Annotated in this window: 25 protein-coding genes and 1 other RNA gene; 15 read left to right on the top strand and 11 right to left on the bottom strand. The window is 65.6% G+C overall.

Annotation, left to right across the window (positions count from 1 at the left end; genetic code table 11):
• Positions 1–2: 2 nt before the first annotated feature.
• From SCD90_RS00355 to SCD90_RS00325, 7 genes are all read right to left on the bottom strand, one after another.
• Complete coding sequence (locus SCD90_RS00355; protein WP_319842627.1) at positions 3–1,631, bottom strand: ABC transporter ATP-binding protein; 1,629 nt, start codon at positions 1,629–1,631, stop codon at positions 3–5.
• Positions 1,628–2,674, bottom strand: coding sequence for a cation diffusion facilitator family transporter (locus SCD90_RS00350; protein WP_319842626.1), 1,047 nt, complete (start codon positions 2,672–2,674; stop codon positions 1,628–1,630). Before SCD90_RS00350 ends, SCD90_RS00355 begins: the two co-directional genes overlap by 4 nt.
• A 2-nt stretch (positions 2,675–2,676) precedes the next feature.
• Positions 2,677–3,759, bottom strand: coding sequence for an ABC transporter permease (locus tag SCD90_RS00345; protein WP_319843213.1), 1,083 nt, complete (start codon positions 3,757–3,759; stop codon positions 2,677–2,679).
• Positions 3,760–3,884: 125 nt separating this feature from the next.
• Positions 3,885–4,997: a microcin C ABC transporter permease YejB gene (locus SCD90_RS00340; RefSeq protein WP_319842625.1), complete on the bottom strand. Its 1,113-nt coding sequence runs from the start codon at positions 4,995–4,997 to the stop codon at positions 3,885–3,887.
• Between the two features lie 9 nt (positions 4,998–5,006).
• Complete coding sequence (locus SCD90_RS00335; protein WP_319842624.1) at positions 5,007–6,878, bottom strand: extracellular solute-binding protein; 1,872 nt, start codon at positions 6,876–6,878, stop codon at positions 5,007–5,009.
• Positions 6,875–8,749 (bottom strand): extracellular solute-binding protein, encoded by a 1,875-nt coding sequence (locus SCD90_RS00330; RefSeq protein ID WP_319842623.1) that lies wholly within the window; start codon positions 8,747–8,749, stop codon positions 6,875–6,877. The genes SCD90_RS00335 and SCD90_RS00330 overlap by 4 nt, the downstream gene beginning before the upstream one ends.
• A gap of 139 nt (positions 8,750–8,888) precedes the next feature.
• Complete coding sequence (locus SCD90_RS00325; protein WP_319842622.1) at positions 8,889–9,731, bottom strand: c-type cytochrome; 843 nt, start codon at positions 9,729–9,731, stop codon at positions 8,889–8,891.
• A gap of 181 nt (positions 9,732–9,912) precedes the next feature.
• On the opposite strand from SCD90_RS00325, the gene SCD90_RS00320 reads away from it, so the two are divergent.
• Both SCD90_RS00320 and SCD90_RS00315 read left to right on the top strand, forming a co-directional pair.
• A complete protein-coding gene (locus SCD90_RS00320; RefSeq protein WP_319842621.1) occupies positions 9,913–10,647 on the top strand; it encodes a 3-deoxy-manno-octulosonate cytidylyltransferase in 735 nt (244 codons plus the stop codon).
• Between the two features lie 11 nt (positions 10,648–10,658).
• Complete coding sequence (locus SCD90_RS00315; protein ID WP_319842620.1) at positions 10,659–11,510, top strand: prephenate dehydratase; 852 nt, start codon at positions 10,659–10,661, stop codon at positions 11,508–11,510.
• Here the strand turns inward: SCD90_RS00315 and SCD90_RS00310 are convergent.
• Entirely contained in the window at positions 11,507–11,932 is a 426-nt protein-coding gene (locus SCD90_RS00310; protein WP_319842619.1) for an HIT family protein, read from the bottom strand. The two genes, SCD90_RS00315 and SCD90_RS00310, sit on opposite strands and share 4 nt — an antisense overlap.
• 83 nt (positions 11,933–12,015) lie before the next feature.
• Between SCD90_RS00310 and SCD90_RS00305 the strand changes: the two genes are divergently transcribed.
• From SCD90_RS00305 to SCD90_RS00265, 9 genes are all read left to right on the top strand, one after another.
• Positions 12,016–12,507, top strand: coding sequence for a hypothetical protein (locus SCD90_RS00305; protein WP_319842618.1), 492 nt, complete (start codon positions 12,016–12,018; stop codon positions 12,505–12,507).
• 38 nt (positions 12,508–12,545) lie between these two features.
• An RNA gene (gene ffs, locus SCD90_RS00300) (signal recognition particle sRNA small type) lies at positions 12,546–12,643 on the top strand.
• Between the two features lie 44 nt (positions 12,644–12,687).
• Positions 12,688–14,448, top strand: a complete 1,761-nt coding sequence (locus tag SCD90_RS00295) for a DNA polymerase III subunit gamma/tau (RefSeq protein WP_319842617.1) — start codon at positions 12,688–12,690, stop codon at positions 14,446–14,448.
• A 3-nt stretch (positions 14,449–14,451) separates the two neighbouring features.
• Complete coding sequence (locus SCD90_RS00290; RefSeq protein WP_319842616.1) at positions 14,452–14,772, top strand: YbaB/EbfC family nucleoid-associated protein; 321 nt, start codon at positions 14,452–14,454, stop codon at positions 14,770–14,772.
• Between the two features lie 4 nt (positions 14,773–14,776).
• Entirely contained in the window at positions 14,777–15,382 is a 606-nt protein-coding gene (gene recR, locus SCD90_RS00285; RefSeq protein ID WP_319842615.1) for a recombination mediator RecR, read from the top strand.
• A gap of 103 nt (positions 15,383–15,485) precedes the next feature.
• Positions 15,486–16,238, top strand: coding sequence for a DUF1236 domain-containing protein (locus SCD90_RS00280; protein ID WP_319842614.1), 753 nt, complete (start codon positions 15,486–15,488; stop codon positions 16,236–16,238).
• Positions 16,239–16,336: 98 nt separating this feature from the next.
• Positions 16,337–18,073, top strand: a complete 1,737-nt coding sequence (locus SCD90_RS00275) for an AmpG family muropeptide MFS transporter (RefSeq protein ID WP_319842613.1) — start codon at positions 16,337–16,339, stop codon at positions 18,071–18,073.
• Between the two features lie 83 nt (positions 18,074–18,156).
• On the top strand, positions 18,157–19,857 hold the full coding sequence (locus SCD90_RS00270; protein WP_319842612.1) for a putative bifunctional diguanylate cyclase/phosphodiesterase: 1,701 nt from the start codon (positions 18,157–18,159) through the stop codon (positions 19,855–19,857).
• A complete protein-coding gene (locus tag SCD90_RS00265) occupies positions 19,850–20,293 on the top strand; it encodes a BLUF domain-containing protein (RefSeq protein WP_319842611.1) in 444 nt (147 codons plus the stop codon). The genes SCD90_RS00270 and SCD90_RS00265 overlap by 8 nt, the downstream gene beginning before the upstream one ends.
• Here the strand turns inward: SCD90_RS00265 and SCD90_RS00260 are convergent, their stop codons facing one another.
• Complete coding sequence (locus tag SCD90_RS00260) at positions 20,294–21,469, bottom strand: DNA recombination protein RmuC (RefSeq protein WP_319842610.1); 1,176 nt, start codon at positions 21,467–21,469, stop codon at positions 20,294–20,296.
• Positions 21,470–21,557: 88 nt separating this feature from the next.
• On the opposite strand from SCD90_RS00260, the gene def reads away from it, so the two are divergent.
• The 4 genes from def to SCD90_RS00240 are packed head-to-tail and all read left to right on the top strand — an operon-like array spanning position 21,558 to position 24,655.
• A complete protein-coding gene (gene def, locus SCD90_RS00255; protein ID WP_319842609.1) occupies positions 21,558–22,148 on the top strand; it encodes a peptide deformylase in 591 nt (196 codons plus the stop codon).
• On the top strand, positions 22,145–23,077 hold the full coding sequence (gene fmt, locus SCD90_RS00250) for a methionyl-tRNA formyltransferase (protein WP_319842608.1): 933 nt from the start codon (positions 22,145–22,147) through the stop codon (positions 23,075–23,077). The genes def and fmt overlap by 4 nt, the downstream gene beginning before the upstream one ends.
• 13 nt (positions 23,078–23,090) lie before the next feature.
• A complete protein-coding gene (gene truA, locus SCD90_RS00245; RefSeq protein ID WP_319842607.1) occupies positions 23,091–23,834 on the top strand; it encodes a tRNA pseudouridine(38-40) synthase TruA in 744 nt (247 codons plus the stop codon).
• 56 nt (positions 23,835–23,890) lie between these two features.
• The gene (locus tag SCD90_RS00240) at positions 23,891–24,655 is read left to right on the top strand and encodes a methyltransferase family protein (protein WP_319842606.1); all 765 of its coding nucleotides are present in this window, start codon (positions 23,891–23,893) and stop codon (positions 24,653–24,655) included.
• On the opposite strand, the gene dapE is transcribed toward SCD90_RS00240, so the two are convergent.
• Together dapE and dapD are read right to left on the bottom strand one after the other, a co-directional pair.
• Positions 24,656–25,807 carry a succinyl-diaminopimelate desuccinylase gene (dapE, locus tag SCD90_RS00235; RefSeq protein ID WP_319843212.1) on the bottom strand — a complete coding sequence of 384 codons (1,152 nt, stop codon included), beginning with the start codon at positions 25,805–25,807 and terminating at the stop codon, positions 24,656–24,658. It abuts the gene before it with no gap.
• The gene (dapD, locus tag SCD90_RS00230) at positions 25,807–26,649 is read right to left on the bottom strand and encodes a 2,3,4,5-tetrahydropyridine-2,6-dicarboxylate N-succinyltransferase (RefSeq protein WP_319842605.1); all 843 of its coding nucleotides are present in this window, start codon (positions 26,647–26,649) and stop codon (positions 25,807–25,809) included. The genes dapE and dapD overlap by 1 nt, the downstream gene beginning before the upstream one ends.
• Positions 26,650–26,679: the final 30 nt, after the last annotated feature.

The following is a 26,679-nucleotide window of genomic DNA, read 5'->3' as shown; positions in this document are numbered from 1 at the left end:
GCCTATTGCCGGGCAGCACCTTCGACGGACAGGTTCAGAGCTGCGGAGATGAGGGCGCGCGTGTAGTCCGTTTCGGGCGCCTCGAAGATTCTCCTTGCGCTGCCGGCCTCCACCACCTTGCCGTCCTTCATCACCACGACCTCGCTTGCGAGCGCGCGGACAACCTTCAGGTCGTGCGAGATGAACAGGAAGGCGAGGTTGTGCCGCTGCTGGAGCCCCCGCAGCAGGTCCACGATCTGGGCCTGGACCGACATATCCAGCGCGGAGGTCGGCTCATCGAGAACGACGAATTTCGGCTGAAGCGCCATGGCACGCGCAATGGCGATGCGCTGCCGCTGTCCGCCTGAGAACTCGTGCGGGTAGCGGTGCATCGCCGCGGGATCGAGACCCACCTCGGTCATCGCCCGGGCGACGATCTCACGCCGCTCTTCGGCGCTCCAGCGCCCCTTCTGGACCAGCAGCCCTTCCTCGATCACCTGCGCCACCGACATGCGCGGCGAGAGGGATCCATAGGGGTCCTGAAAAACAACCTGCATGTCCTTGCGCAGCGGCCGCATCTCGGCCCGGCTCAGCGCCTCGATGTTCTGGCCCATGAACACGACCGGTCCGTTCGACGGTATCAGCCGCAATATGGCGAGGCCGAGCGTCGTCTTGCCGGAGCCGGACTCGCCGACCACGCCCAGCGTCTGCCCTTCACGCACGGTGATGCTGACCTCGTCCACGGCTTTGATATGGCCGACCGTGCGCCCGAAGAACCCCTTCTTGATCGGAAACCAGACCCGGACATTCTCGGTGGAGACAACAACGGGCTTCGACATGTCGGCCGCCGGCGGCTCGCCCTTGGGTTCGGCCGCCAGCAGATGGCGGGTATAGGCGTGTTCAGGCGCGGTGAAGACCCTCTCCACGGGCCCATGCTCGACGATCTTGCCGGCGGTCATAACGCAGACCCGGTCGGCGATCTTCCGCACGATGCCGAGATCGTGGGTGATGAACAGCACGGCCATGCCGAGCTGCTTCTGCAGGTCTTCCAGCAAATGGAGGATCTGGGCCTGTACGGTCACGTCGAGCGCCGTCGTCGGCTCGTCGGCAATGAGTAGATCGGGTTCGTTTGCCAGCGCCATCGCGATCATCACGCGCTGGCGCTGACCGCCGGACAGCTCGTGCGGAAAGGCGCCCAGGCGCTGTTCGGCGTTCTGGATGCCGACCTGCAGCAGCAGTTCCAGCACGCGCGCCCGGATCTTCGCCTTCGGCCAGCCGCGGTGCACGTCGAGGATCTCGCCGACCTGCCGCTCCACGGTGTGCAGCGGGTTAAGGGACGTCATCGGCTCCTGGAACACCATGGTGATGTCCGCGCCACGCACCCGCCTCAGATCGCTCTCATCGCGGTCCAGCAGGTTTTCGCCCCGAAAACGAATCTCTCCTGACGGGTGGCGCGCTGCCGGGTAGGGCAGCAGCTTGAGGATCGACAGTGCCGTGACCGACTTGCCAGAGCCGGATTCCCCCACCAGCGCCAGTGTCTCGCCCTTGGCGATGTCGAAGGAAATCCGGTCGACCGCAAGGGTCTCGCGGCCGTCCTGCACAAAGGAAACCGAGAGATCGCGGACGGAGAGCAGCGGCACGTCGGCTTTCATGCGGGCAGCCATCGGTGCGCGTGACCATGCCCGTGATCGTGGCTGTGCCCGCACCCGCCCGCTTCATGGCTGTTCTCGCGCCCTTGCACCTGCTCGGACGCCGCGGGGGATGCACAGACATGCTGCGCCTCGCATGCGCCATAGCCGATCTCGACGGTGGCGTGCCCGATGCCGAAGCGCTCGGTCAGCACCTGCTTGATGGCACGGGTGCTGGTGACAGGATCGCTGCCGGGCACGAGGCAGGCGTGCAGCGTCGCCATGCGCCGCTTCTCGGTGATGGACCACAGATGAACGTGGTGCACCTCCGTCACCTGGGGCACATCGCCGACGATGGCCTGTCCGATTTCGCCCGTGTTCAGGCTTGCAGGCGCCGCCTCCAGCAGGATCGAACCGGAATCCCTGACCAGCCGCCATGCACCGCCGAGGATGATGACCGAGACCACGACCGAGAGGATGGGGTCGATGGGCGTCCAGCCCGTCAGCATGATGATAAGCGCGGCGGCGATCGCACCCACCGAGCCGAGCATGTCGCCCAGCACATGGAGCAATGCGCCCCGGATGTTCACATTGTCCTTGTCGGCACCGTGCAGCACGAAGAACGCGGCGATGTTGACGAGGAGGCCGCCCACCGCCACCCATAGCATCAGTCCGCCGAGAACCGGAGCGGGACTCTGCAGACGCTCCACCGCTTCCCAGATGATCCAGCCGGCGACGGGGAAGAGGATCAGCCCGTTGGCGAACGCCACGAGCACCTGCAGGCGATCATAGCCGTAGGTCCTCAGTGCGTCGGCCGGCCGCCTTGTCATCCTGAAGGCGATGAACGCGAACGCCAGTGAGGCGAAGTCGATGAACATGTGGCCGGCATCGGCGATAAGCGCCAGCGATCCCGAAACCAGCCCGCCCGCAAGTTCGGCGATCATGAAGACGCCCGTCAGCGCCGCCGCGATGCCGATGCTGCGCTCGCTGGCTCCGTGGGTGTGGTCATGCCCATGACCGCCGTGGCCATGCCCAGAGTGGTCGTGCGCGTGATGATCGTGTGCCATGGCTACCGGAATGTCTTGCGGGGATCGAAGGCGTCTCGCACCGCCTCGCCGGCGAACACCAGCAGGGACAGCATGAGGGCAATGGACATGAAGCCCGTGATGCCGAGCCATGGCGCCTGAAGATTGGATTTGCCTTGGGCCAGCAACTCACCGAGTGAGGGGGAGCCCGGCGGTAGGCCGAAGCCGAGATAATCCAGCGACGTAAGGGTGGTGATCGAGCCGCTGAGCAGGAACGGCATGAAGGTCAGCGTCGCAACCGTGGCGTTCGGCAACAGGTGGCGGCGCATGATGGTGAAGTTGGAAACGCCCAGCGCACGGGCCGCCCGCACATATTCGAAGTTGCGCGCACGCAGGAACTCCGCGCGCACCACGCCGACGAGCGACACCCACGAGAACAGCAGCAGGATGCCGAGCAGCACCCAGAAATTGGGTGTGATGACGGCGGCGAGGATGATCAGCAGATAAAGCGAGGGAACGCTGGTCCAGATCTCGATGACGCGCTGGAAGATCAGGTCCGTCCAGCCGCCGAAATAACCCTGCACCGCACCGGCCGTCACGCCGATGATGGAGGACAGGATGGTCAGCACCAGCCCGAACAGAACGGAGATGCGGAAGCCGTAGAGCAGGCGCGCCACCACGTCGCGGCCCTGGTCGTCGGTGCCGAGCCAGTTCCACTCGATGCCTTCGCAGTTCGGCCCGGCTCCGGCGGCCTCGCATTGCTGCGCCGTCAGCATCCAGGTTGGCGGCGCGGGGGCGGGCACGGGCAGTTTCAGGTTGATGGTATTGTACGAGTAGCGGATCGGCGGCCAGATCATCCAGCCGCCCTTCTCCTTGACGAGGTCTTGCAGGAAGGGGTCGCGGTAATCCGCCTCCGTTTCGAAGTCGCCGCCGAACGTGGTCTCCGGGTAGGATTTGAGGACGGGCACATAGAGCCCGCCATCGTAGGAGATCAGGAACGGCTTGTTGTTGGCGATGAAGTCCGATGCCATCGAAATGAAGAACAAGGCCAGGAACAGCCACAGCGAATAGAAGCCGCGCCGGTTCCGCCGGAAATTGCGCCAGCGCCGGGCATTGATGGGCGACATCCCTTTTCGAGGTGGACCCGGATCGGGTTGCGCCTGCGGTGTCGATGCCGCTGGCGGCGGGGCGAGCGGCTGGCCCGAGGGGTTCGGCGCGGTCTCGGGCAGGGAGTGGGTTGCGGGTCCGGCCATCAGGTGCTGCGGCTCTCGAAGTCGATGCGCGGATCCACCCAGCTATAGGTCAGGTCCGAGATCAGGCCCACCACGAGGCCGATCAGGCCGAAGATGTAGAGCGTGGCGAACACCACCGGGTAGTCGCGATTCACGATGCTCTCGAAGGACAACAGGCCAAGCCCGTCGAGCGAGAAGATGGTCTCGATGAGAAGCGAGCCGGTGAAGAATGCCGAGATGAAGGCACCGGGAAAGCCCGCGATCAGGATGAGCATCGCGTTGCGGAACACGTGCCCGTAGAGCACCTGCCGCTCGCTCAGGCCCTTCATGCGCGCTGTCTGGACATATTGCTTCCGGATCTCGTCCAGGAACGAGTTCTTGGTGAGCAGCGTCGTGGTGGCGAAGGCGCCAACCGCCAGCGCCGCCAGCGGCAGGGCCAGATGCCAGAAATAATCGAGAATCCGTGCCGGCCAGCTGAGCGTGCTCCAATTGTCGGAAGTCAGGCCACGCAGCGGGAAGATGTCCCAGAACGACCCACCCGCGAACAGGACGATGAGCAGGATGGCGAACAGAAAACCCGGAATGGCATAGCCGACCACGATGACCGCAGAGCTCCACACGTCGAAACGCGAGCCGTCGCGGATCGCCTTCGAAATGCCAAGAGGTATGGAGATGGCGTAGCTGAGCAGCGTCATCCAAAGCCCGAGCGAGATCGACACCGGCATTTTCTCGGCGATGAGGTCCAGCACGGAGGCATCGCGGAAATAGCTGCGGCCGAAGTCGAAGCGCGTGTAGTCCCACAGCATCTTCAGGAAGCGCTCATGAGCCGGACGGTCGAAGCCGAACTGCTTTTCGAGGCTCTCCACGAACGCGGGATCAAGCCCCTGCGCGCCCCGATACTTCGTGGTCACCGGGCTGGATGAGAAGGAGCCCGGTTGAGCGCTCGGGCCGAGATCGCCACCGGACGACCCCGTGAACCGCGAAGTGGCCGAGGTGTCGCCGCCCTGAAGCTGCGCCAGCACGCGCTCCACCGGACCCCCGGGCGCGAACTGCACGATGACGAAGGATACGAACATGATTCCGAGCAAGGTCGGGATCATCAGCAGCATGCGGCGTGCGATGTAGGACCACATGGCGGGCGCTCAGGTCCGGATGCCGAGGCGCTCGGCCTTCGCGGTGTCGATCCACCAGGTCGAGACGAAGGGCAAGTCGTATTTGGGCTTCTGCTCGGGGCGACCGAACACATCCCAAGTGGCAATCCAATGCGATGGCTTGTGCCAGTGCGGCACCCAGTAGCGCCCGGCCCGCAGCACGCGGTCGAGAGCGCGGCAGGCGATCGTCAGGTCGTCGCGGTTGTTCGCCGCGATGGCGTGGTCGATCAACGCATCGATAACAGGATCGGCGACGCCCGCGACATTGTAGGAGCCGCCGACTTTTGCCGCCGCGGAGCCGAAGTACACGCGCAATCCGTCGCCCGGTGTGCTGGACAAGGAGTAGCGCCGTGGAATGAGGTCGTAGTCGAAGGCGTTCTGCCGGCTCTGGAACTGCGCGGCGTCAACCACGCGGAAGGTGCCCTCAATGCCAAGGATCCTGAGATTCTTGATATAGGCCAGAACGTGGGGTTCGAACGTGGAATCGTCGTCCAGGATCTCCAGTCTGAACGTCTCGCCGGCGGCGTTCTTCAGCGCCCCGTCCCTGACCGTCCAGCCCGCCTCGTTCAGCAGTTCACGGGCCCGCCGCAGCAGCTTCCGGTCCTGTCCCGAGCCGTCTGACACCGGTGGCGAGAAGGGCGCGCCGAACACCTCGTCAGCCATTTTTCCGCGGAAAGGTTCGAGAAGCGCCAGTTCGGCGGGGGAGGGCGTTCCCTCGGCTTTCATCGGCGAGTTCTCGAACACCGAGGCCGTGCGGCGGTAGGAGCCGTACATCAGGTTGGCGTTCGTCCACTCGAAGTCGAAGGCATAAGTCAGCGCCTCCCGAACCCGATGATCGGTGAACTTCGGACGCCGCGTGTTGATCCACCAGCCCTGAGCGCCGGAGGGGCGGTCATCCGGCAGCTCGAAGCGCACCACGCGCCCATCCTTGATGGCCGGGAAATCGTAATTGTTGGCCCAGAAGCGGGAGGTGAACTCCTCGCGGAACAGGTAGGCGCCGCCCTTGAATCCTTCGAGCGACACCTGCCGGTCGCGGAACATCTCCACGCGCACGGTGTCGAAATTGTTGTGCCCGACGGCGACGGGCAGGCTGTTGCCCCACCAGTCTTTCACGCGCTCATATTCGATGAAGCGGCCGGGTGCGACATTGCCGACCTTGTAGGCCGAGGAGCCAAGCGGCGGCTCCATGGTCGTCGCGGTGAAGTCGCGGGTCGCGTACCAGGCTTTCGAGATGATCGGCAGCCCGGCGACCAAAAGCGGGATGTCACGAGCCTGCTTGCCGCTGAACCGCACCACCACCTCATCCGGTGCTGCCGCCTCGGCCCCGACAACCTCTCCGAGCTGCTGCGATATCAGCGGGTGACCGTCCTTTTTCAGGGTGCTGATGGAGAAGGCGACGTCTTCCGCGGTCAGTGCGCCGCCATCATGGAAACGTGCTTCGGGCCGCAATTTGAACCGGTAGGTCCGGCCCCCGTCGCTGATGCGCACCGAGCGCGCCACATAGCCATACATGGCATCCGGCTCGTCCCCCGCCGACGTCATCAGGCTGGCGAACACCATGGTAAGCCCGACGGGCGCGTCGCCGCGCAGGATCAGCGTGTTGAGCGTGTTGAAGGTGTTGGGGTTCTGGTTGTACGCCCACTGGCCGGGCGTATAGGACATCCGCCCACCCTTCGGCGCGTCTGGATTGACGTAGTCGAAGTGCCGGAAATCAGCCGGGTATTTCAGGTCTCCGAAGGAGGACAGCCCGTGGCGTTGCCCCTCATCGGCAACGGGCTGGGCGCGCGCCGCGCCCACCGGCAGCAGGGCCGCTGCGCCCCCCAGAAGCAGCAACTGGCGACGGTCCAGCCCCGACGCGATCACGGACCCGTCCGCGTCTTCTGCGCGGCGGCCTCATCCCACCACCACACGGTGGGGAACAGCGAACCGCGCGGCGGCAGATTGGCCGGCCGGGCGAAGCGGTTCCATCGCGCCGTACGGTCATAGGAGATCGCGAACTGGGGCACGACATAGTTGTTGGCCAGCAGCACACGGTCCAGCGCCTTTGTCGCCGCGACCAGATCCTCCCGGGAATTCGCGTAGATCACCCGGTCGATCAGGGCGTCCACGGCCGGGTCCTTGATGCCGATCACGTTGCGCGATCCCTCGCGGTCGGCCGCCTCCGAGCCCCAGAACTCGCGCTGCTCGTTCCCGGGCGAGAGCGATTCCGGGAAGCCGGCGGTGATGATGTCGAAGTCGTGCGAGCGAACGCGGTTCACATACTGGGAATCGTCCACCGTCCGCATGCTCATCTGGATGCCGAGCCGCTGCAGGGCAGGGCGCAGAAGGCTCACGGTCCGTTCGGCGCTCGGATCGACATAGAGGTACTCGACCGTCATCGGCTCGCCGGTGGCGGCGTTCGTCAGGCGTCCGTCGCGGACCTCCCAGCCGGCCTCCTTCAGCAGGCGTGCGGCCTCACGAAGATTGGCGCGGGTCTTCTCGGGGGATCCGCCCACGGGATTGGCATAGGGCGTGGTGAATACGCTCTCCGGCACCTTGCCGCGAACGCTCTCGAGGATCTCGAGTTCCTTGCCCGAGGGCAAGCCGGAGGAGGCCAGATCGGTGCCGTGGAAGTAGCTCCCGATCCGCTCGTACTGGTCGAACATGAGGGTGCGGTTCAGGTCCTCGAAATCGAAGGCGAGGTTGAAGGCGCGCCGCACGCGCGGGTCCTTGAATTTGTCCCGGCGAAGATTGAACGCGAAGCCCTGCATGATGCCGGAGCCTTGGTCGGGGAACTTCTCTAGGATCACCCGTCCGTCGCGCGCTGCGGGGAAGTCATAGGACGTGGCCCAGTTCTTCGCGCTGTTCTCCAGGCGATAATCGTACTGGTCGCCCTTGAAGGCTTCCACCAGCACGGTCTGGTCACGGAAATAGTCGTAGCGCACGGTGTCGAAATTGTTGGTGCCGCGCTCCGACGGCAGATCCTTGGCCCAGTGATCGGTCACCCGCTCATAGACCTCCCAGCGGCCTGCGCTGAATTCCTTGACCTTGTAGGGTCCCGAACCGAGCGGCGGCTCCAGCGTGCCTTCCTCGATATTGCGCTGGCGGCCTTGCGCGTCCTTGCCCTCCCACCAATGGCGCGGAAGAATGTTGAGCTGGCCCACGATCTGCGGCAGTTCGCGATTGCCGCCCTTGTCGAAGGTGAAGGTCACCTCACGCTCGCCGGTCTGTTCGGCCTTGAGCACGTTGGCGAGATAGAAGCGGTAGAACGGACTGATGCGCTTCAGCGTGTCGAACGACCACACGACATCGCCTACGGTGATCGGCTGGCCATCATGCCAGCGCGCCGCCGGGTTGAGCCGGAACGTGACCGAGGAATGGTCCTCGGGATAGCGCACCGCTTCGGCGATCAGTCCGTATTCAGTCGATGGCTCGTCGAAGGACGGTGTCATCAGCTGCTCGTAGATGAGGCTGATGCCGGCTGCCGCATTACCCTTCGGCACGAAGGAGTTGAAGCTGTCGAAGGTGCCCACCGTCGCGAAGCGGACCGTGCCCGCTTTTGGCGCATCGGGGTTCACATAATCGAAGTGCTTGAAGTCCGCCGGGTACTTCACCTCGCCGAACAGCGAGAGTGCGTGCCGCCATTCGCCTGGCTGCGACACCGTGGAAGCTAGAGGGGATGCATCCTGCGCGAGGGCGGGAACGGAAAGCAGCGCGAGGGAGACAAACGCGGCCATGAGGCGGCGGGCGATCATGCGTGCGGCATCCTCCGAACAGCGGAACAGGTGCAAAGACTTATGCACAGTTTAGGTCGGAAGGGGGGCGCTCGCCAGTCGCGAAAGTGACCGGCGATCAAAAGAAAGGGAGCCGGGACATGCCCGGCTCCACTTGTTCCTATTGCTGCGACTGGCGGTCGCCGGTTGCCGGACGCTGAACCGGCGAATCGCTGCCGGCATTGCCTTGCGGAACCTCGGGAGTTCCACCTTCCGGCGCTCCGGTCGGCGGCGTGGGTGCCGATCCGGCGGTGCCGGTCTGCGGCTGCGGCACGGTAATGGCGCCGCCCGTGTTCTGTTCAGGCGCCGGAGCCTGGCCGTCGCTTTGGGGCTGCTGCGCCGCCGGGGCGGGTTCGCCGCCCGTGGGGCCTGCCGGTGTCGCAGGTGCGCCAGCTTCTGCTGCGGGTGCAGCACCTTCGGCCGGCGCGGGCGGCGGAGGCAGCGGGCTGTCGGAGTTCTTGTTGAGGTACGCGATCAGATTGGCGCGCTGGTCAGGACGCTTCACGCCGGCAAAGGCCATCGCGGTCCCCGGGATGGCGCCCTTCGGATCGGCAAGGAACGCATCCAGCGCCTCGAAGCTCCACGGCTCGCCGGACTTGGCCTTCATCGCCGACGAATAGCTGAAGCCTTCCAGATGGGCGTGATGGTTGCCGACGACACCATAGAGATTGGGGCCGACCTTGTTCGGTCCGCCCTTCTCGAAGGAGTGGCAGGAACCGCACTGCTTGGCGACCGCCGCACCCTTTTCCGCATCGGCGGAGGCAAGGCGCACTGCGATAGGCTCCACGGCTTCGGCGGCCGGTGCTGCGGCGCTGGCGCCTTCCTCGGGCTGCGGAAGCTCGTAGCCCGGCTTTTCCGGCGCGTGTGCGTCGAACAGGATTTCGGACCCGATCATGAGGCCCATGGTCAAAGTCAGGGTGCCGAGCACGGCTCCGAGGATCTTGTTGATCTCGAACGAGTCCATTCCGGTCTCCGGGCGCTGTGCGCACAGCGCGGGCATTTGGCGGGCAGGGGTCCGCAAGCGGACTGGATTGCGGCGGAACGTAGCCGCTTTCCCGGCAAGCTGACAACTCGTATAGAAGCCTCCCGCTGCTACTTTTTGCCGCCTGAACAGAGCGGTTTGCGCGTCTTTCTAGAGCTTTTCCATGTCGTCACTGATTTTGATCCCTGCACGGCTTGCATCCACCCGCTTGCCCGGGAAGCCCCTCGCGGACATCTGCGGCGCGCCTATGATCGTCCATGTCTGGCGCCGTGCCGTGGAGGCTGAAGCAGGCGAAGTGGTGGTGGCGGCTGATTCGGTGCAGATCGTCGACGCGGTGGAGAGGGCCGGCGGCCGCGCCGTGCTGACGCGGGAAGATCACCCTTCCGGCTCCGACCGCATCTTCGAGGCGTTGCAAATCCTCGATCCCGAGCGCCGCCACAGCCGCATCGTCAATGTGCAGGGCGATCTGCCGACCATCGATCCCGCCATCATCCGCCGCGCCATTGCGCTGCTGGATGACGAGGCGGTCGATCTCGGAACGCTTGGAGCCGTCATCCGTCGCGACGAGGAACGCACGGACGAAAACGTGGTGAAGCTGGTGGGCACGGGCACGGGCGATCATCGCCGGGCTCTTTACTTCACGCGCGCCACCGCGCCCTGGGGACCGGGAGAGCTAATCCACCACGTCGGTCTCTACGTCTGGCGGCGTTCGGCGCTCGAGCGTTTCGTGTCGCTGCCGCCGTCCCCGCTGGAGATCCGCGAGCGGCTGGAGCAGTTGCGGGCGCTGGAGGCAGGCATGCGCATCGACGCCGCGCTGGTTGACGACGTGCCGCTCGGGGTAGACACACCGCACGATCTGGAACGCGCCCGCGAGATGCTGGGCGGGGCCGTCAGCTGAGCCGGGACCACATGACAGGGTACATCTCTTACCAGGGCGAACCCGGCGCCAATTCGGACATCGCCTGCCGCGAGGTCTATCCGGCGCTGACGCCGATGCCGAAGGCCAGCTTCGAGGATGCGTTCGCGGCAGTCGTCGATGGTTCGGCCGATCTGGCGATGATCCCGATCGAGAACTCCATCGCCGGGCGTGTCGCCGATATTCACCATCTGATGCCTGTCTCGGGCCTCAACATCATTGGCGAATTCTTCCTGCCCCTGCAGCACCAGCTGATGGCGGTGAGGGGCGCGACGCTCGAAACGGTCAAGACGGCCTACAGCCACCCGATGGCACTGGGGCAGTGCCGCATCGCGCTGAAGCGGCTCGGCCTCGAACCGCGCATCGCCGCGGACACGGCCGGGGCGGCACGTCGTCTGTCCGAGACCACTGACACCAGCCGCGCGGCCATCGCGTCGCGGCTGGCCGCGGAAATCTACGGGCTCGACATCCTCGCGGAAGACATTGCGGACGAGGCGGGCAATACCACGCGTTTCGTGATCCTGCAGCGGGAGCCGGACTGGGCGGCTGCCGGCAATGGCCCGGTGGTGACGAGCTTCGTGTTCAAGGTCCGCAACGTTCCCGCCGCGCTCTACAAGGCGCTCGGCGGCTTCGCGACCAATTCGGTAAACATGACGAAGCTGGAGAGCTATCAGCTCAACGGTGAGTTCGTGGCCACCCAGTTCTACGCCGATGTGGAAGGCCACCCGGACGATGCCAATGTGCGCTTCGCTCTGGAAGAACTCGCCTTCTTCTCGGCCGAGGTGAAGATCCTGGGCGTTTACCCGGCGCATCCGCTGCGGTTCGCCCGGCGCAACAAGGGCTAGGCCTCAAGCCTTCCGAGTTCGAGCCGGATTGCCTGCACTAGGCTCTCCTGCCATCGTTGGTCATAGGGCTTGGCCTTGCCGGATCCCCACACAGGGCCCGGCCAGGCCGGATCACCTTCGACCCGCGAAACCACATGAACGTGGAGTTGCGAGACCACATTGCCGAGCGCGCCGACATTCAGCTTGTCGCAGGGAGCCACGGCGCGCAGAGCGCGTGACGCAAGGGCGATCTCCTCCATCAGCCGCGCCTGTGCTGCCGCATCGAGATCGATGATCTCGACGGCGCCGGCCCTGCGCGGCACCAGGATCAGCCAGGGAAAGCGCGCGTCGTCCATCAGCAGGACGCGGCTCAGCGCGAGGTCCGTGACGATGGCGGTGTCTGCCGCAAGCCTCGGATGAAGGGAGAAAAGGTCTTCGGTCATGCCCTGATCATGGCCGATGTAACTGCGCTGCGGAACCGCGCCGATGCGGCCGGGTTGATCCGCCTGAAGGGGAGCAATCAACCATGAAGATCCTTTATCGCGGAGCGCTCTTGGGCTTGCTGGCCCTTATGTCGAGTGCGGCGCAGGCCGCGCCCACCGACTGGACGCGGTTCACCAGCCGTCAGTACGGGCTGACCATCGACTATCCGGTCGGTCTCGTGGATGAGGCCCGTTCCAACCCCGCGCAGGGGCAGTACCTTCTGAGGCGGGACGCGGCGATGATCCTGAGCCTGGACGAACTGAAGGGTGCCGATGTCCGGCGCTTCCTCGACCGCAACCTTCTTCAGGGGGTCAGGGTCACGTACAGCCAGCGCAAGAACAACTGGATGGCGTATTCCGGATATGTGGGATCGGACATCGTCTATGGCCGCACGCACATTTCCTGCGGCGGGCGCTATGCCCATAGCTTCATGATCCGCTATCCCCGCACGGAACGCGCCACGTACGACCGCGCGGTGGAGCGGCTGTCGCATTCCCTGCGCGTCGATCCAGCCTTCATTTCCCGGTCCTGCTGACGCTTGCATCCGGGGCCGGTAGCGGCGATATAGGGCTCGGGAGGTTGGCGGTGGACGAGCCACTCGCCAACCGGGTCAGGTCCGGAAGGAAGCAGCCCTAACGAGACCGTCTCGGGTCGTCGTCCGACCTCCCACCCGCGCCTCTTGCGCGCCCCTTCATGGCACGGCGATATTCCAGCGATGGACGATCTCGACATCCCCGCCGGCGTGCCTGCGGCCGCGCCTTACCGGGTGCTTGCCCGCAAATATCGCCCCTCCAATTTCGATGACCTGATCGGTCAGGACGCGATGGTGCGCACGCTCACCAACTCGTTCACGACAGGACGCATCGCGCAGGCCTGGATGCTCACGGGCGTACGCGGCGTGGGCAAGACCACGACGGCGCGCATCCTGGCCCGCGGCCTGAACTACGAGCTTGCGGACGGCTCGGGCGGACCGACCGTCGATCTGCGCGAGAACGGCGTGCACTGCCAGGCCATCATGGAATCGCGTCACGTCGACGTGCTGGAGATGGACGCCGCCTCCCGCACGGGCATCGAGGACGTGCGCGAGATCCTGGACGGCGTGCGCTATTCGCCGGCCTCGGCGCGCTTCAAGGTCTACATCATCGACGAAGTGCACATGCTGTCGGACAAGGCGTTCAACGCCTTCCTGAAGACGCTGGAAGAGCCGCCGCCGCATGTGAAGTTCGTTTTTGCCACCACCGAAATCCGCAAGGTGCCGGTGACGGTGCTGTCGCGCTGCCAGCGCTTCAGCCTGCGGCGCGTCGATTCGTCCGTTCTGGCTGCGCACCTCTCGAAGATCATAGGCCGCGAGGAGCTCTTGGCCGACGACGAGGCTTTGGCTCTTGTCGCGCGCGCGGCGGAAGGCTCCGTGCGCGATGCGCTGTCCATCCTCGACCAGGCCATAGCCCATGGCGGCGGGCGGGTCGAGGCCGAGACCGTGCGGCAGATGCTGGGCCTGTCGGATCGCGGACGGGTGGTCGATCTGTTCGAGGCGGTGATGCGCGGCGACGCGGCGGAAAGCCTCGGCATCTTCCGTGAACTCTACGATGGCGGCTCCGACGCAGCCCTGGTGCTGACAGATCTCGCGGAGTTCGTGCATTTCGTCACGCGGGTGAAGCTGGTTCCGGCCGCGCTCGGCGATGCATCGGTCACTGAAGTGGAACGCGTGCGCGGGCGCTCCTTTGCGGAAACATTGTCCCACCGGGTGCTTTCACGTGCCTGGCAGATGCTGGTGAAGGGCATCGCCGAAGTGCAGGCAGCGCCGAAGCCCGCGCAGGCCGCCGACATGGTTCTGGTGCGCCTCGCCTACGCCGCCGATCTTCCCACGCCCGATGAAGCCTTGCGCGCGCTGAAGAACGAGCCCGGCGTGCCGACGGGCGGCAGCCCGCCATCCTCCCCACGCCCGACAGGTGGCAATGGCGGTGGCGGCGCGTCTCTCGCGATTGCCAGTCGAAACCTGGACCCTGTGCCGTCATCCGCGCCGCGTGCCGTTGCCGAAGCAGCCCCGGTCCTGCGGCTCGACAGCTTCGAGCAGGCGGTGGCGCTGGCCGAGAAGCACCGCGACATCGCGTTCAAGATGGCGCTGGAACGGGATGTGCGCCTCGTCTCCTTCGAGGACGGCAAGATCGAGTTTCGGCCCGCGGGCGGTGCATCGGCCAATCTCGCGGGAGACATCCAGAAGCGGCTCTCCACATGGACGGGGCGGCGCTGGGTCGTGGCCATCTCGCGGGAGGAAGGCGCCGCCACGCTTCGCGAGATTGCGGAAGAGAAGCGCGCCACCCAGCTGATGGGTGTCGCCGCGCATCCCCATGTACAGGCCATCATGGCCCGGTTCCCTGGTGCCGAGATCATCGGCGTTCGCAATCTTGCCGTGGCCGAGCCTGAGCCCGAGAACGCTCCACCGCCCGAAGAAGACGACGAAGACGAGGAGGATTGAACCATGGACATCATGGGAATGATGAAGAAGGCCCGCGAAATGCAGGCCAAGATGGAAGAGATGCAGGCCGAGCTGGAGCAGACCACGGTAGAGGGTGGGGCCGGCGGCGGCGTCGTGCGCGTTCAGATGTCGGCCAAGGGCGACCTCAAGAACCTCGAGATCGACGACAGCCTGCTAAAGCCAGACGAGAAGGAGATCCTTCAGGATCTTATCATCGCCGCTCATTCGGACGCCCGCCGCAAGGCAGAAGCGCTGTCCGCCGAGAAGATGCAGGGCCTCACCGCCGGCCTGCCATTGCCCGCCGGCATGAAGCTGCCGTTCTAGGCTTATGGCACGCGGCGTCGCCGGCCCCGAGATCGAACGCCTGATCCAGCTGCTGGCACGCCTGCCGGGGCTTGGCCCGCGTTCGGCCCGGCGGGCGGCGTTGCACCTAATCCGCCGCAAGGAATTGCTGCTCGGCCCCCTCGCGGAGGCCTTCGCGAGGGCGAACGAGAGCGTCGTCGTGTGCCGCACCTGCGGCAGTGTCGACACGCGCGATCCCTGCACGATCTGCTGCGACGGCAGCCGCGACGCATCCACGATCGTGGTCGTGGAGGATGTTTCCGACCTATGGGCGCTTGAGCGATCGGGCGCCGTGACCGGCGCCTATCACGTGCTGGGCGGCACACTTTCGGCGCTGGACGGGCGGGGACCGGACGATCTCAACATCGAGACCCTTGTCCAGCGTGCCTCCCGGCCCGAGGTGGGGGAGGTCATCCTTGCGCTCAACGCCACGGTCGATGGCCAGACGACCGCTCACTACGTAACGGACCTGCTTCAAACGGCATCCGTCAAAGTGACGCGTCTCGCCCATGGAGTGCCCGTCGGCGGTGAACTTGATTATCTGGACGAAGGGACTCTCTCCGCGGCAATACGTCAGCGGACCCCATTCTGATAAACGCAGTGAGGCGTGGAACGTCTACTTAAGTCTGACGTTTGTTGCTTGGCCTACAACACATTTCACCGGCCGCTTCAAACAAGACGACAGGAGACTTTGCATGAAAAAGCTTCTTCTCGCTTCGGCGGCCGTTGCCGCTCTCGCATTCCCCGCACATGCCCAGACGGGCGGTTCCTCCACGGGTTCCGCCGGTGGCGCGAGCTCCGGCGGCTCCAGCTCCATGGAAAGCGGCGCCTCCACTTCGGGCAGCGCAGGCGGCTCCTCCATGGGCACCGGAAGTTCCGCAGGTTCAGCCTCGGGCGCCACGTCCGGTAGCGCAGGCGCATCCTCCGGCAGCGCGGCCTGCACGGGTCCGAACTGCACGTCTGGCGGCACGACCGCTGGCGCCGAGGGCGGCGCTGGTGCGTCCACCCGCAGCGCACAGCAGCCCAAGGACGAGGCCGGCAAGGTGAACGACGCCGCCCGCGACGAACGCACCCGCGATGCAAATCGCGAGCAGGCCAACACCGCCAAGGACGGCGAGCGCTCCAAGGACAATGCGTCCAAGGACGGCAAGGATGGCAAGGACGGCATGAAGTCCGGCCGTGCCTCCGCTCCGAAGGAGATCACGACCGAGAAGCGCACGGAGATCCGGCAGAAGATCACCACCACGAACGTCCAGCGCGTCAACGTGGACTTCAACGTCTCGGTCGGCGTGGCCGTGCCGCGCACGATCAGTGTTCTGCCTCTCCCCGCATCGATCATCTCCGTTGTGCCGGAGTACGAGGGCTACAACTACATCGTGCTCTCCGATGGCCGGATCCTGATCATCGAGCCCGCCAGCTATGAGGTCGTCACGATCATCTCCGGCTGATCAGACCGGGTCTGGTTTGAAAGGGCGGCCTTCGGGCCGCCCTTTTTGTTTGCGGCGCATGAAGAGTGCCGTCACTTTGCCCGGGCGATGGAGCGGGCATGAGCGAGCAGGAAACCGATAGAGCGGCGGCAAAGGCGGACGGCGGCATTGCCGCTTTCCTGCAGCGCCGCACCCTCGTGATGCTGGGTCTCGGCTTTTCCGCGGGTCTGCCAAATCTCCTGATTTTCGACACGTTGTCGGCATGGCTGAGGGATGACGGCGTCTCGCTGAGCGTCATCGGCTTCTTCAGCCTGGCCACATTGGCCTATTCCGCCAAATTTCTTTGGGCGCCGCTTGTAGACCGCGCCCGCATCCCGCTTCTCACGGATTGGCTTGGGCACAGGCGGTCGTGGATGCTGTCCGCGCAGTTTGCCGTCATTCTCGGGCTGTGGCTGATTTCGGGCCTCGATCCCGCCGCCGATCTTGGGCTGATGGCCCTGTTCGCCGTGTTCGTGGGCTTTTCGGGCGCGACGCAGGACATCGTCATCGATGCGTGGCGCATCGAGGTCGCGGAAGACCGCCAGCAGGGCGTGATGGCCGCTGCCTATCAATGGGGCTACCGGCTCGCGATGATCGTGGCCGGAGCTCTGCCCCTGATACTGGCGCAGCACTTCAGCTGGAACCTCTCCTACGCCGTCATGGCCGGCCTGATGGGGATCGGCATCGCGGCCGTTCTCCTTGCGCCACGCGAGCGCGAGCATGTGCTGCGCCCCGTACACACGGAAGGCGTGGCCGCGCGGCCTTTTGCGGATCCCCTGGAATGGGCGGTTCGCGGCCTTTTGTTCCTGCTGGGTGCGTTCGTCGCGGGCGCCGGACTGAGTGGCGATCCGACAACCTTGGTGCTGCTGACGCGGCTGGTCGGCAGCGAGGATGCGTTCGGCCTCGCCGGCATGTGGCGCACATCTTCCTTCAGCGTCTTGCTGCAGATATCCGCCGTGGTCATCGGCCTGGCATTGCTGGCCGTGGCCTGCGTTCCCCAGCGGGGCAGGCCGACGCGGCCCGGCGTTTTCCTGTCGGCGTCCTTCGGCGCGCCTTTGGCCGATTTCTTCCGCCGCTATGCCGGCAGCGCCGCTCTGATTCTGGCGCTGATCTGCCTCTACCGCGTGTCGGACTTCGTGCTCAACATCATGAACCCGTTCTATCTCGACCTCGGCTTCACGAAGACCGAGATCGCCGAGGTGCGGAAGGTGTTCGGCGTCGTCGCCTCCATGGGGGGCGTGTTTCTCGGCGGGCTCGCGGTGATCCGGCTCGGCCTCATGCGGGCGCTGGTCATCGGTGCCTTCGCGGGCGCCATCTCCAATCTGTGCTTCATCTATCTGGCGATGATGGGCCATTCCGTGCCGGCTCTGTATTTCGCCATCGGCGTGGACAATCTTTGCAGCGGCTTCTCGGGCACCTGCCTCATTGCCTACATGTCGAGCCTGACCTCGGGCGGCTTCACGGCCACGCAATACGCGCTGTTCTCGTCGCTCTACGCACTGCCGGGAAAACTGATCGCCTCGCAATCGGGACGCATCATCGAGGGCGCGGCGCACTCGGCAGAGAATGGCGGGCTGGCGTCGGGCTTGAGGCGTCTTTTCACGGGGACCACGCCGGAATCCTACATCGCCGGCGCCTTGCAGGTCGGCACATCGCCGGCCGCTCTCGGCGCGGGCTACGTGACCTTTTTTCTATACTCGACCCTTATCGGGGTCGCTGCGATCGTGCTGACCATCATCGTGGCCCGTCGCTCGGCCGAAGCTCCGGTGCGTGACAGCGATCCAGCCGAGCGGGCGCAAGCGTACAAATCCGGGTAGCTGCGCGAAAACGTTCGGGCCTTCACGGTTCCGAAACGGCATTGAGGGGACTGTGCAGGCCGACAGCCGAGTGATCAGCGCCGATGCCAACGACAGTCCAGCCCCAGACGATCCGGCCGCGTGAGGTCGACGGGTCGGTGCGGCACGGAAGCTTCGGTCATCTCGCACTGACGGCGTTCGATGCCATGAGCCATGCCGTGGCCGTTACCGACACCGAGGGCATGATCGTCCTGAGCAACCCCGTATTCGACAGGCTGCTGGCGGACGACGGAGAGCGGTTGCGAAGCGTCGTGAGCCTGGCGCATGCCGAAGGGGCAACCCACGGCAAGCGAGAGGTGGTCTTGGCGGATGGCCGGGTGCTCTGCCTTGAATTCGTCGACGCCGGCGATCTGCGCGTCGTCAGCGCTGAAGACATCACAATGCACCGGGAGGACGAACTGCACGCAGCGGATGCGGCGTTGACCGATGCAGTGACCGGCCTCGGGAACCGCGAACGCCTGGGCGTCGCGCTGCGCAAGGCTCTGGGACGGTCGTCTTCACCGCCCGCGGCGGCGGTGCTCAAGATCGAGGTCGACTGGACCCGCACCCTGCATGAGACGTTCAGCCAACCGTTTGAAGATGCTCTGATTCGGCTGGTCGCCGATCGGCTGCGGTCGGCTTTGCGCGACGAGGATGTTGCGGTGAGGCTCGGAGGTGACCGGTTCGCCGTTCTGCAGATAGCCTCGAACCAGCCCGCTGATGCGGCGGTGCTGGCGGAACGTCTCACGGACCTGCTCGGGCGTTCCTATCTCCTGCAGGGGCACCTCCTGACGATCAGCGTCAGCATCGGCGTCGCGGTGTTGCCGGGTGACGGCTCTGACGAAGAGGCGATCCTCCGCAGCGCGGGTCTGGCGCTCCATAGCGCACGTGAGAGCGGCAGCGGTGCGTTCAGGTTCTATGATGCCGCCTTGGGCGAGGGGATGGAGCGACGGCGCACCCTCGAACGGGATCTTCGTAGAGCTCTGGCGCTGAGGGAGCTTTCGCTGGCTTATCAGCCTCAGTTCAACATCGGCGCGAGCAAGGTCACCGGCTTCGAAGCCCTTCTGCGCTGGAAGCATCCCCTGCAGGGCTGGATTTCGCCTGTCGATTTCATCGGCCTGGCCGAGGAGACCGGCCTTATCGTCCAGATCGGCGAATGGGTGATCCGAAACGCCTGCCGGGAGGCGGCGCGCTGGCCTGATGATCTGCGGGTGGCCGTAAATGTCTCGACGGTACAATTCGCCGACGCGAATCTGGTGCCCGCCATCATCTCGGCCTTGGCCGAGAGCGGTTTGCCGGGCGATCGGCTGGAGATCGAGATCACGGAAAGCGCGCTTCTCGGGGACCATGAGACCGCGCTTTCCGTGCTGCAGCAGATCCGGGCTCTTGGCGTCAGCGTCTCAATGGACGATTTTGGTACCGGCTATTCTTCGCTGTCCCTCCTGCGAAGCTTCCCGTTCGACAAGATCAAGATCGACCAATCCTTCGTTCGCGGCGCCGATGCGGATGTCAGCGGTGTTGCCATCGTGCGCGCCATCGCGGCCCTCGGAGAAAGTCTCGGGATGACGACCACCGCGGAAGGCGTCGAAACCAAGGAACAGCTCAAGCGGATTGCGCAGCAGGGCTGCACCGACGCTCAAGGCTACCTCATCAGCCGGCCCATTTTCCCGGACCAGATCGTGCCCTTCCTCAGCACGACGCCTGCTCTGGGCATGGTTCAGGATGCGATCCAAGCTCTACCGGCACACGGAAGGCGAAATGACTGAACCCCTCTGCCGGCTCGTCTACTACAGCCGGAATCTTGTTGTCGGCCCTGATGAGAGCATCAAGGCCGAGGTGGACTCCATCCTCAGCGCGTCGAGGCGCAACAATGCGGCCTGCGGGCTGACCGGCGCGCTGATCTTCAACCGCGGGGTGTTCGCCCAGGTGCTGGAGGGCCCGCGCAGCGCCATCGAACGCACCTTTGAACGTATCCAGCGCGACCCGCGGCACAGCGACGTTCAGGTTCTTGCGCTGGACGCGGTGGACCAGCGCGGCTTTCCCTCCTGGTCCATGGCCTTTCTTGGCAGGTCTCTCGATGGCGAGACCATGTTCGGACATATCGCGGCCAGCAGCGGCTTCGACGAGAAGCGGCTGGAAGGCGAGCGCATCTACGAGATCATGCGTCTCATTGCGCTGGAAGACGAGACGCGGAGCGCCTGACTATTCCGCAGCCCGCAACGGGTTCGGCAAACGCTCCGCCACGGCCGCAGCGGGCCTCTCGTCGAAGTCCATCTGGTCGATGCGCTGGCCCCGAGCCGCGATCTTGGCGGCGGAGGTCTCGATGTCGTCGAGGTCCTTGATGGTCGATCCCATATGGCTCTTCAGCTTGCCGACACGGTCGCTGAGCCGCCGCACATCGTCCAGCAGGCACCCGACCTCCTTCTGGATCAGGTGGGCCTGCTCGCGCATGGCCGCATCGCGCATGAGGCCCTGAACCACCTGAATGGCCAGCATCAGCAATGAGGGCGAGACGATGAGCACCCGTGCCCTGTGGGCACGATGGACGATGTCCTCGAAGCGCTCATGGAGTTCCGCATACAGCGCTTCCGAGGGGATGAAGAGCAGGGCTACGTCCTGCGTCTCGTTCTTGATCAGGTATTTTCGGACGTCCTGCACATGGCCGATGATGTCCGAGCGCAGGCGCGCGGACGCACGGGCCTCGGCTTCGGGACCCTCGCTCTTGCGCAACTCTTCGAAGGCCTCGAGCGGAAACTTGGCGTCGATGGCGAGCGGCAGGTTGTCGCCGGGAAGATGAACCAGGCAGTCGGGCCGCACGCGCGTCGAAAGCGTGGCCTGAAACGTGTAGCCGGATGGCGGGAGGGCATCCTTGATGATGCTCTCCATCTGGCCCTGACCGAACGCGCCACGCGCCGGCCTGTTTGCGAGGATGGCCTTCAGCCCTGTGACCTGCTCGGACAGGGAGCCGATGTTCTGCTGTGCGGCGTCGATGACCGCGAGGCGCGCCTCCAGCTTCTGGAGTTGCTCATTGGTCGCCTGCGTGCCGAGCGTCAGGTTCTCGCCGACGCGCTGGCCGACCGCATCCAGCCTGTCGGCCACCGTGCGGGCCAGTTCCGACTGCTTGCTCGACAGGACCTCGCCGACACCCTGGAGACGCCCGAAGATCTCGACCTGCGACCGGAGCATCTGCTCCACCTGCCGCTCGGTGCGCATCTGCCGCTCCGCCTGTGCCCGCGCCTCTTCCTCGCGCCCGGCGTTCAGCCCGGCCGTTCGCAGGACGAGCAGGAGAAGCAGCGCAACTGAAAACAGCACGCCGACCAGCACAGCCGCGCCAAGGGTGACGGGAAACCCGCCAAGACTGAAGATAACCTCGTCCATCGGCGCAAGTTTTTAACCTGATTCCCTGAACAAGAACATAATAGGAACGCGTTGACGGGATGCTGCTGGGCCATTATCCCGGCTGGCCATGTCCATTCGCCCGATCCACGTCATCCCCGATACCCTGCTTCGCCAGAAGGCCGAGGCCGTTCTGGCAGTCGACGACGCGCTGTGCGCGCTCATCGACGACATGTTCGAGACCATGTACGCCGCACCGGGCATCGGCCTCGCCGCTCCGCAGATCGGTGTGATGAAGCGGCTGGCGGTCGTGGATGTCTCGTCCCGCGAGGAAGAGGCCCAGCCGATCGCGCTGATAAACCCGCAGATCGTGTGGGAGTCGCCGGAGCTTTCGAGCTACCAGGAGGGCTGCCTGTCCATTCCCGATGTCTATGAGGATGTGGTGCGGCCGGAGCGGATCCGCGTCCGCTTCCAGGATCGAACGGGAGCGGAGCAGGAGATCGAGGCTGACGGGGTGCTGGCGGTGTGCATCCAGCACGAAATGGATCATCTCGACGGCGTCCTGTTCATCGACCACATCTCCAAGCTCAAGCGAGACATGGTGTGGAAGCGCTTCGTAAAGACCGCGAAGCGGGAAGGCGGACCGAAGCCTTATCTGCCGAAGCCGGGACCCAAGGACGATGAACACCACGAGGGCGCGCGGGAAGTGGGCGAGCTGTGAGCCTTCGCCTCGTCTTCATGGGCACGCCTGATTTCGCCGTGCCCACGTTGGCGGCGCTGGTGGAGGCGGAGCATCGCATCGAGGCGGTCTATACCCGCGCGCCGCGTCCGGCGGGACGTGGCATGGCCGAGCGCAAGACACCCGTGCACCAGGCCGCCGAACTGTTCGGGCTGCCGGTGCTGACGCCGTGCTCGTTGAAGGATGGAGACGCGCAGGAAACCTTCCGCGCGCACAAGGCCGATGCGGCCGTGGTGGTCGCCTATGGGCTGCTGCTGCCGAAGCCGGTGCTGGATGCACCCCGCGACGGCTGCTTCAACCTGCATGCCTCCCTGTTGCCGCGCTGGCGTGGCGCCGCCCCGATCAACCGGGCCATCATGGCCGGGGACGGGCAGACGGGCGTCGCCATCATGAAGATGGATGAGGGGCTCGACACCGGCGCCGTGGCGCTGACGGAGCGGGTGGACATCCGCCCGGACGAGACTGCAGGCGAACTGCACGACCGTCTCTCCCGCCTTGGTGCCCCATTGATGGCCCGTGCCATGCGGCGCCTCGAGGACGGGGAACTGGAGGCCGAGCCGCAGCCTGAAGATGGCGTCGTCTATGCGCAGAAGCTGACCAACGAGGAAACCGCCGTCGATTGGACGCGCCCCGCAAGGGACGTCCACAACCAAATCCGTGGCCTCTCGCCCTTCCCCGGCGCGTGGTGTTCGCTCGATCTGGGCAAGGGGCCGGAGCGGCTCAAGCTCATTCGCACAAGCCTTGAAAGCGCCGGGGGTGAGCCCGGCACGCTCCTCGATGGTGACGGCCGGGTCGCCTGCGGCGAAGGCGCGGTGCGGCTCGTCACGGTGCAGCGGGCTGGCAAGGGACCCATGGCGTTCGGCGATTTCGCGCGTGGGGCGCGGCTTCAGCCCGGCGCGCGCTTCCTCTAAACGGAGGAGCCGCGTGCCGCGCTACAAGCTCACGATCGAATATGACGGCACGCCGTTCTGCGGCTGGCAGCGGCAGGACAACGGACCCTCCGTGCAGGAGGCTTTGGAGAAGGCCGTGTTCGCCTTCTCGGGCGAGCGTGCTCAGGTGGGCGGCGCAGGCCGCACCGACACCGGTGTCCATGCGCGCGGGCAGGTGGGGCACCTGCAGCTAGAGCGGGACTGGCGGCCGGACGTGGTGCGCGATGCGATGAACGCGCATTTGCGGCCGCAGCCAGTAGCGGTGGTGGCGTGCGAGATGGTGGATGGGACGTTCGACGCCCGCTTCTCGGCCATCGCCCGGCACTATGCCTACATCATCATCGACCGCAGGGCGCCTCTCGCGCTGGAGCGGGAGCGCGCGTGGCAGGTTCCCCGTGCGCTGGACCACGAGGCCATGCACGACGCGGCGCAGCATCTCGTCGGCCTGCACGACTTCACCACCTTCCGCGCCGCGGAATGCCAGTCAGCCAGTCCGGTGAAGACCATGGACCGGCTGGACGTGACCCGTGAAGGGCATGCGGTGGTGGTGCGCGCTTCCGCGCGCTCGTTCCTGCACCACCAGATCCGGTCGGTCACGGGATCCCTGAAGATGGTGGGCGACGGCAAGTGGCGTGCCGGGGATCTGAAGGCTGCGCTCGAGGCAAGGGACCGCCGACGCTGCGCCGCTTTGGCCCCGCCCGAGGGGCTCTACCTGATGGGGGTGGACTACGCCCGCTGATGCCACGCAATTGCCGCTTTGCAGGCGGAGGAGGACCGCCATGGGTGGGGGCGGTCATGCTGCTGAACGAGCGTTTCAAGGAACAGGGCGGCTTTCTTTTCCGGTGGCGAGGGTCCTTGCCCTTTCTGCTGCTGCCGTTTGCGGCTCTTGCCGTGGCACAGGCCGGCAACGAGGTGCAGGCGGGTTTCGGTAAAGGCGCCGAGGAGTTCTGCGAAGGCCTCAGCATTGCCGTGGCGCTCGCGGGCGCACTGCTCAGGGTCTACACCGTCGGCTTCGTTCCAGCGGGAACATCAGGCCGCAACACCAATGGCCAGAGGGCGGACAGCCTGAACACCTCGGGCATCTATTCCGTGGTGCGCAATCCGCTCTACCTCGGTAATTTCCTGGTCCTCCTCGGCTTTTGCATCGGCACGCAAGTGTGGTGGCTCGTTCTCGGCGTGGCGCTGGTGTTTGCCCTCTACTACGAGCGCATCATCGCTGCGGAAGAGGCCTATCTGGTCGAGAAGTTCGGCGGCGCCTACACGGTCTGGGCGGAGCGTACGCCTGCCTTCTTCCCCAACTTCACGCTCTGGCGTGCCCCGGACCTTCCGTTCTCGCTCCGGACGGTGCTTCGCCGCGAGTACAACGGGCTCTACCTCGTCCTTGTGGTCCTGTGCGCCATGGAAGTGGTGCACGATGTCCGCGCCGGCGAGGCCACGTGGCAGTCCTGGCCGGCGGACTGGTCGTATTACGGCGTTGCCTTCGCCGGGGGCACCGTGGCTTACCTGATAGCCCGGGTGTTGAAGCGGCACACGAGGGTTCTTCGTGTCAGCGGCCGCTGATCAGGCGAAATAGAGATCGAGCACGCGGCGGTAGATGCGGGTCACTGCCTCCAGTTCCGCCACAGGAACCCGCTCATCCGCTTTGTGCATGCTGGCGTTGACCAGCCCGACTTCGATAACCGGGCAGTGATCCTTGATGAAGCGCGCGTCGGAGGTGCCGCCACCGGTGGAGAGCACCGGCGACAGACCTGTCTCGGCCTGGATGGCCGCCGAGATCACATCGACAAAGCTGCCCGGTTCGGTCACGAAGCTCGCGGATGCTCCGGGCAGGAATTCGAGTTCGTAGCGTGCATCGCCCGCCGCATGTGCGACGCGCTGCAGCAGGAGGCCTTGCAGGCCGTCCAGCGTGTGAGCATCGTTGAAGCGCACGTTGAACCGGGCGACGGCCCTCGCTGGAATCACGTTAACAGTCGGGTTGCCAACGTCCACGCTGGTCACTTCGAGGTTCGAGCGCTCGAAATGCGCGGTGCCTTGATCGAGCGGTGCCTGCAGTGCTTCCAGCATCGGCAGCAGGCGGCGGATCGGGTTATCGGCCTTGTGCGGATAAGCGACATGGCCTTGCACGCCGTGCACCGTCAGCACGCCCGACAGCGAGCCGCGCCGGCCAATCTTTATCTCGTCGCCCAGCCGGTCGCGGCTGCTCGGCTCGCCCAGAACGCAATGGTCGAAGCGCTCGCCGCGTGACCGCGCCCATTCCAGCAGCTTGGGCGTGCCGTTGACGGCCGGGCCTTCCTCGTCGCCGGTGATGAGGAACGCGATGGAGCCCTTCGGCGTGCCATGCTCCGCAAGGTAGCCGAGCGCCGCCGCCGCCATGGCCGCGACGCCGCCCTTCATGTCCACCGCCCCGCGCCCGAAAAGGACGCCGTCCGCGATGTCGCCTTCGAACGGGCCGTGCGACCAGTCCTGGTCCGGTCCCGGCGGCACCACATCGGTGTGGCCGGCAAATACGAGCACCGGCGCCTGCGTGCCGATGCGTGCGTACAGGTTCGCGACATCCGGCGTACCGGGCTCGGAGAAGGTCAAGTGCTCAACCGCAAACCCGCCCTCGCGCAATGCGTCGCCCAGCACGCCGAGCGCGCCGTCATCCTGAGGCGTGACGCTGCGGCGGCGGATCAGGGATTGTGCAAGGGCAACGGCGTTGGTTGGCACGATCAGTCCCGCAGCAGCTCGTTGATAGAGGTCTTGGAGCGGGTGCGCTCGTCCACGCGCTTCACGATGACCGCGCAGGCGAGGCCCGGGCCCGGCTCTCCATTGGCCATCGGCTTGCCGGGCAGGGTGCCCGGGATGACGACGGAATATTCCGGCACCTCACCCATGAAGACCTCGCCCGTGGTGCGGTCCACGATCTTGGTGGAGGCGCCGAGGAAGACGCCCATGGACAACACGCTGCCGCGCCGCACGATGACACCTTCGGCGACCTCGGAGCGTGCGCCGACGAAGCAGTCATCCTCAATGATGACGGGATTGGCCTGCAGCGGCTCCAGCACGCCGCCGATGCCGACGCCGCCGGAAATGTGCACGTTCTTGCCGATCTGCGCGCACGAACCCACCGTCGACCATGTGTCGATCATGGTGCCGCGGTCCACATAGGCGCCGACGTTCACGAAGCTCGGCATCAGCACCACGCCGGGCGAGATATAGGCCGAACGGCGGACGATGGCTCCCGGCACCGTGCGGAAGCCCGCTTCGCCGAAGCGCACATCGTCCCAGCCGGAGAACTTGGACGCGACCTTGTCCCACCACGCGCCGCCGCCGGGGCCGCCGGGAATGGCGCCGTTGTCGTTAAGGCGGAAGGACAGGAGGACCGCCTTCTTGAGCCATTGATGCACGGTCCAGCCGTCTGCCGTGGGTTCCGCCACGCGGGCTTCGCCACGGTCGAGCAGATCGAGCGCCTGCTCCACCGCGTCACGCTCCGGGCCCTTGGTCGTGGCGCCCAGCTCCGTGCGGCGGTCCCAGGCGGCTTCGATGGTGGCCGCGAGCGCGGAATCGGTCATGACGCTGTTCCTCTGCGATGTGTCACGCGC

It is taken from the genome of Terrihabitans rhizophilus (assembly GCF_033898525.1).
In the GTDB taxonomy this organism is placed as follows: Bacteria; Pseudomonadota; Alphaproteobacteria; order Rhizobiales; family Methylopilaceae; genus Flaviflagellibacter; species Flaviflagellibacter rhizophilus.
The sequence above is the reverse complement of the archived record's forward strand: the minus strand, read 5'-3'. Positions and strand labels throughout refer to the sequence as shown.

What these genes read in the sequence shown, in the direction of transcription:
- SCD90_RS00345 (WP_319843213.1), bottom strand. Translation starts at nt 3,759, where the DNA reads ATGTCGCCCATCAATGCCCGGCGCTGGCGCAATTTCCGGCGGAACCGG.
- SCD90_RS00275 (WP_319842613.1), top strand. Translation starts at nt 16,337, where the DNA reads ATGAGCGAGCAGGAAACCGATAGAGCGGCGGCAAAGGCGGACGGCGGC.
- SCD90_RS00260 (WP_319842610.1), bottom strand. Translation starts at nt 21,469, where the DNA reads ATGGACGAGGTTATCTTCAGTCTTGGCGGGTTTCCCGTCACCCTTGGC.
- SCD90_RS00355 (WP_319842627.1), bottom strand. Translation starts at nt 1,631, where the DNA reads ATGAAAGCCGACGTGCCGCTGCTCTCCGTCCGCGATCTCTCGGTTTCC.
- SCD90_RS00310 (WP_319842619.1), bottom strand. Translation starts at nt 11,932, where the DNA reads ATGACCGAAGACCTTTTCTCCCTTCATCCGAGGCTTGCGGCAGACACC.
- SCD90_RS00320 (WP_319842621.1), top strand. Translation starts at nt 9,913, where the DNA reads ATGTCGTCACTGATTTTGATCCCTGCACGGCTTGCATCCACCCGCTTG.
- SCD90_RS00350 (WP_319842626.1), bottom strand. Translation starts at nt 2,674, where the DNA reads ATGGCACACGATCATCACGCGCACGACCACTCTGGGCATGGCCACGGC.
- dapD (WP_319842605.1), bottom strand. Translation starts at nt 26,649, where the DNA reads ATGACCGATTCCGCGCTCGCGGCCACCATCGAAGCCGCCTGGGACCGC.
- SCD90_RS00240 (WP_319842606.1), top strand. Translation starts at nt 23,891, where the DNA reads ATGCTGCTGAACGAGCGTTTCAAGGAACAGGGCGGCTTTCTTTTCCGG.
- SCD90_RS00290 (WP_319842616.1), top strand. Translation starts at nt 14,452, where the DNA reads ATGGACATCATGGGAATGATGAAGAAGGCCCGCGAAATGCAGGCCAAG.
- SCD90_RS00340 (WP_319842625.1), bottom strand. Translation starts at nt 4,997, where the DNA reads ATGTGGTCCTACATCGCACGCCGCATGCTGCTGATGATCCCGACCTTG.
- SCD90_RS00325 (WP_319842622.1), bottom strand. Translation starts at nt 9,731, where the DNA reads ATGGACTCGTTCGAGATCAACAAGATCCTCGGAGCCGTGCTCGGCACC.
- SCD90_RS00295 (WP_319842617.1), top strand. Translation starts at nt 12,688, where the DNA reads ATGGACGATCTCGACATCCCCGCCGGCGTGCCTGCGGCCGCGCCTTAC.
- SCD90_RS00305 (WP_319842618.1), top strand. Translation starts at nt 12,016, where the DNA reads ATGAAGATCCTTTATCGCGGAGCGCTCTTGGGCTTGCTGGCCCTTATG.
- SCD90_RS00265 (WP_319842611.1), top strand. Translation starts at nt 19,850, where the DNA reads ATGACTGAACCCCTCTGCCGGCTCGTCTACTACAGCCGGAATCTTGTT.
- recR (WP_319842615.1), top strand. Translation starts at nt 14,777, where the DNA reads ATGGCACGCGGCGTCGCCGGCCCCGAGATCGAACGCCTGATCCAGCTG.
- SCD90_RS00315 (WP_319842620.1), top strand. Translation starts at nt 10,659, where the DNA reads ATGACAGGGTACATCTCTTACCAGGGCGAACCCGGCGCCAATTCGGAC.
- def (WP_319842609.1), top strand. Translation starts at nt 21,558, where the DNA reads ATGTCCATTCGCCCGATCCACGTCATCCCCGATACCCTGCTTCGCCAG.
- SCD90_RS00330 (WP_319842623.1), bottom strand. Translation starts at nt 8,749, where the DNA reads ATGATCGCCCGCCGCCTCATGGCCGCGTTTGTCTCCCTCGCGCTGCTT.
- SCD90_RS00270 (WP_319842612.1), top strand. Translation starts at nt 18,157, where the DNA reads ATGCCAACGACAGTCCAGCCCCAGACGATCCGGCCGCGTGAGGTCGAC.
- SCD90_RS00280 (WP_319842614.1), top strand. Translation starts at nt 15,486, where the DNA reads ATGAAAAAGCTTCTTCTCGCTTCGGCGGCCGTTGCCGCTCTCGCATTC.